Here is a 3,983-nt window from a genome sequence, read left to right as displayed (position 1 = left end):
AACCGTCCTGGTAAGGCAGTTGGCCCGAAATGTAGATGCTGGAGCCCACGGTCCGGTGGTGCACGTAGTACGGGTTGTCACGGAGCTCGGGAAGGGCCAGACCCAGGGCCTGGAGCCGATCGGAAGCCGAGCCGGTGTTCGCTGCCGAAGTCACGGACTGGCTCATCGCGCCACCTCCGCGGACAGCACAGGGCACAAACCCACGCAGTTGACCACGAGAACCCGTTTCGCATGAATCTTGATCATCTGCACTCGGTTCTCCTCTCGAGTAACAGTGGCGACAAAGCACCGTATGGTGGCTTAAACCCGCCACCTCATTGTCGTTTGTCGACCATATGGGGGCCCGTCGAGCACTGTCAATACAAACTTCGGCCTCGAGTGCGACCTCAGAACACCACGTGCGGCTCGACCCGCCGCTGCTGGAAGCGACGGTCGACGCCGCGACCCGGCTCACCGGTCTCATCCGGTTCGGCGTGGACGCAGCACACCTGTCCGCATGACGATCGCTGACGGCGGCGGGATTCTCGAGCGGTTGACACGGATGGTCGACCTCACGCCCGACGAGATCCCCATGCCACAAGAGCGGCTTGACCTGCTGCCCGGTTGCTCCGGCAAGGCCTACAGCGACTGGCTGCAAGCCCGTGTTGACGAGCTCGGCAACGGCGTCGCGTGGCGACACTGGACCCGTTCACGGCCGGAAGAACGCCGTCGGCCTTCAGGCGGATCCGGCAGGAAGACGACCGTGACGCGGAGGCAACTCACCGACGAACAGGGGAGGTTGATCGCACCGTTCCTGCCGATAGGCAAGTACGGCCCCTACCCTGAGCGGCTGCGGAATCAGTTCGAGGGTGCGATGTGGCGGTTCAGAGCAGACGCGCAGTGGCGTGAGATTTCCAGGCGAGTTCGGAACTGATCGACCGCCTACGGGTGTTTGCAGGTCGGGAGGAACGCCGGTCTCTTCACCGCGCTGCCGGAAGGCCTGGTCGCCGAAGTCACCCGCCAGGGCAAGACGGACTTGTCCGGCGGTCAGCGTGGACTCCACGACCCTCCCTGCCCACCACGACGCGCCGGGATGATCGACGATGAAGACGTCATGAAGCCTCTTGAGGAAGCTGCCGCCGAGCAGGAACAAGCCCGGACCCTACGACATCTTGTCGTCCACGGTCGTGCCTCCAGCATGGCGCACCGAGGCCACGGCTGAGGCCCGGACGCTGCGGCAGTGATCAGGGACGGCGTCCGGGCAGGCCAAGAACGCATGCTCGGACGGACAGCGCGCATTCGGTGACCGGTGATGCGGGTGCGACAAGCGCACCATGCGGTCAGTGCGCCGTCTCGGCCATGTCGCAGGTGTGGCATACCACCCTGCGTGCCGGGATGCGGCCGGACGCAGCGCCCATGCCGACCTGGCGGGTGACCTGTACCTGACGTACGCGGGCGCGGTTCTCGCAGGTGGCCAGGTCGTGTCCCGCGACGTGGTGTAGGGGATCAAGCGCTGCGCGTTCCGATTCGAGGCACAGGGCGATCTGTGCCGAGACGGTAGTCCACGAGACCTCCTGGCAGGGCGAGTTGGACACCCGATCGGGCCGAGCCACCGTCCCTGGCCTGCGGATTCCGGCGCCTTGATCCCCTACACCACCTGGCGGGACGCCACCGGTGGCCAAGCCGCAGCGCGAGCACACACCGATGCCGGTGGTGTCGCTGCGCGCCTCTTGGAGGCAGTCGTAGCACCTCATGTCCAACTCCGATTTCAGCAGGGGCCGAGTGTGGCAGCCAACCAACACGAACAAACCCACCCAGGCCACGCACACCTATTCAAGGAGCTTGAGAAGTAAGTTCCAGTCTAGACTTTGTCAAGATTAAGATTTGATCGTGACCGCATGGCCAGTGCGCGTTGCAGTGAAGCGGCTTGACTTGACTGTCAGTCAGTTTTCGCTGTGCAGAGGTACAGCGGCGCGGTCCGCGTCCCCGCGCCTCGCCACCCGCGCTCCAGGCGGAGTCGCCCGTTGCACGTCGGCACGGTGCGGACGGCGCCGCCGGGGTGCAACGCCGAGCCGCCCACCAGGAGCGTTGAGGGCCGACGAGTCGCCGGCGGGAATGCCTCGCGGCACTGCTCCAGGGTCCCGCCAAGTCGTCGGTTCTCGTCGATCGCTACCGCACACCGGCGCTTCGCCCGGCGGGCCGAAGCCAGGGGCAGCACGGGTGATGGCGGCGACCTGCCTGGATGGCACCAGCCGCACCGAGTTGTATCGCTTCACGTCCACTCCGCTGAATGGAGGTTGCCTTTCCCGCACGGGAGACGGCGGTCTGGTACGCGCGCGGGTGAGGGAGGATCGACGGAGGGGCCCCGGCGATGTGCAGACCGGTTCCTGCACTCACCCCCTACCCACCCCACTGTGCCGGCGGCCGGCAACCGGCAACCCTCACTCAAGATCCGCTACAAGACCGCGTTGACAGTGCGAGCTTCGATCCTTGACTTACCGGCATTGGTCTACAACGTCACAGTGGCGAGCGGGCTTGGACACTTCACGCAGGCGGCATGGCCTCATACGTGCCGGGACGCGGGTTCCCCTGGATCTCCCGTCTGGGCCCCCAGCCCCATGGGGAAATGGGCAGCCAGTTCCTGGCGGAACGCGTCGGTGTCGCCTTCCAGGGCAACCGCGGCCAACCTCTCGTGCTCGACGACCAATTGATGCGGGTCGTCGCTGTAAGTGCGGTGATCGACGCTGAGGTGGAGGCGCAGCTTGGTCTCCCAGCCGTTCCAGAGACTCTGCAGCACGCCGTGCCCCGAGAGATCGTAGAAGAGCCTGTGGAATCGAAGGTGCGCGTCGATGCTGGCCGGGATGTCGTCCTTCTCCATTGCCCGGCGGAGATCCTCGACGGTTTGCAGCAACTGGGGCCGCTCAGGACCGCGCAGTGCTTCGGCCGAGAGCTCGGCGGCGTACGGCTCGACACGTAGCCGGACCGAGTCGATCTCGGCGACCTCACGAGCGCTCACCTCTACGACGAACGCCCCACGGTAGGGAATCTTGACGACGAGCCCTTCCTCCTCCAACTTGGTCAGCGCCTCGCGCAGCGGGGACCGGCTGATCCCGAGATCCGCGGCGATGTGCGCCTCACGCAGCTGGCCACCAGGAGGTACGGTCCCGTCGAGGATGGCGGCACGCAGTGTGCGGTAGACGCCGTCCGGCGTCGTCGTCCGCTGCTCCTGCCACTCGAACTTGTGGTCCACCCCGTCGCCCTCCCTTGCTCATTGTCGACCACTTGGTCGTTTGTCGACTATACCTCCGCTGGTTTTGCATCTACACCTCAAGTTGGTTATCTGCGCACGGAGCTCCCTGAACTCACAGCCGCGCCCCTTCCAGCTCAGGGTCGCGGTGACAGGTCGGTGTCTCGGGTGGTGCCGTTTGGTTGTCAGACCGATGCCGGTCCGGCGACGCGGGTGCTTGTGGACCTGCACCAGGGTGCAGCCGACCATGTAGGCGCTGTGGTTGGGGCGGTACCGGACCAGGCGGCCTGCTGGGACGTGTCCAGTAGAGCCGACGTGGTTGACCGGGCCGCGGTTCGGTAGCCTGCCCGGTCTCTGCGGCGATGAGCGAGGGGAGCACGGCGGTCCGTGGCTCGGCGGTGCACAGGATGTGCGACGCGGCACCTTCGCGCCTTCGGACGCCGACCGTTCGGCCTTCTTCGTCCAGTCGTACCAGGTCTTGCGTGAGAGGCCGAGCACCTGGCAGATCGGTGACGTTTCCGCCCTCGCGGCCTGCTCGATGAGCCACACCCGGCGCTCGTACACCCTGTCCTCGTGGGTCACGGGATGGCCTTCCTCTCTGAATCTCAGCAGTCCAAGACTGCCTCCCTGACCCACACCCGCACGGAGGCCGGTCGGGCCGGGTGTCACTCCAAGCCGTGAACCCCGAGCCCTGGACAACGTGTTGTCGGGCGACAGGCGGTAATGATGCGGTACTCGCCTTTCCCGTCAAGGGCGG

General features: G+C 65.9%; 2 protein-coding genes and 1 pseudogene. 2 read left to right on the top strand and 1 reads right to left on the bottom strand.

The window, feature by feature from the left end; genetic code table 11:
• Positions 1-742 precede the first annotated feature (742 nt).
• Positions 743-1,147 (top strand): annotated as a pseudogene (locus AQJ91_RS58685) (transposase); the annotation flags it as partial.
• A 202-nt stretch (positions 1,148-1,349) separates the two neighbouring features.
• Positions 1,350-1,481, top strand: coding sequence for a hypothetical protein (locus AQJ91_RS57680; protein ID WP_267891330.1), 132 nt, complete (start codon positions 1,350-1,352; stop codon positions 1,479-1,481).
• Between the two features lie 1,061 nt (positions 1,482-2,542).
• Here the strand turns inward: AQJ91_RS57680 and AQJ91_RS47830 are convergent.
• Positions 2,543-3,229, bottom strand: coding sequence for a GntR family transcriptional regulator (locus AQJ91_RS47830; protein WP_067036561.1), 687 nt, complete (start codon positions 3,227-3,229; stop codon positions 2,543-2,545).
• Between the last annotated feature and the right edge of the window lie 754 nt (positions 3,230-3,983).

This window comes from Streptomyces dysideae, assembly GCF_001514305.1.
Taxonomy (GTDB): domain Bacteria; phylum Actinomycetota; class Actinomycetes; order Streptomycetales; family Streptomycetaceae; genus Streptomyces; species Streptomyces dysideae.
This window is presented reverse-complemented; position numbering and strand designations above follow the sequence as displayed.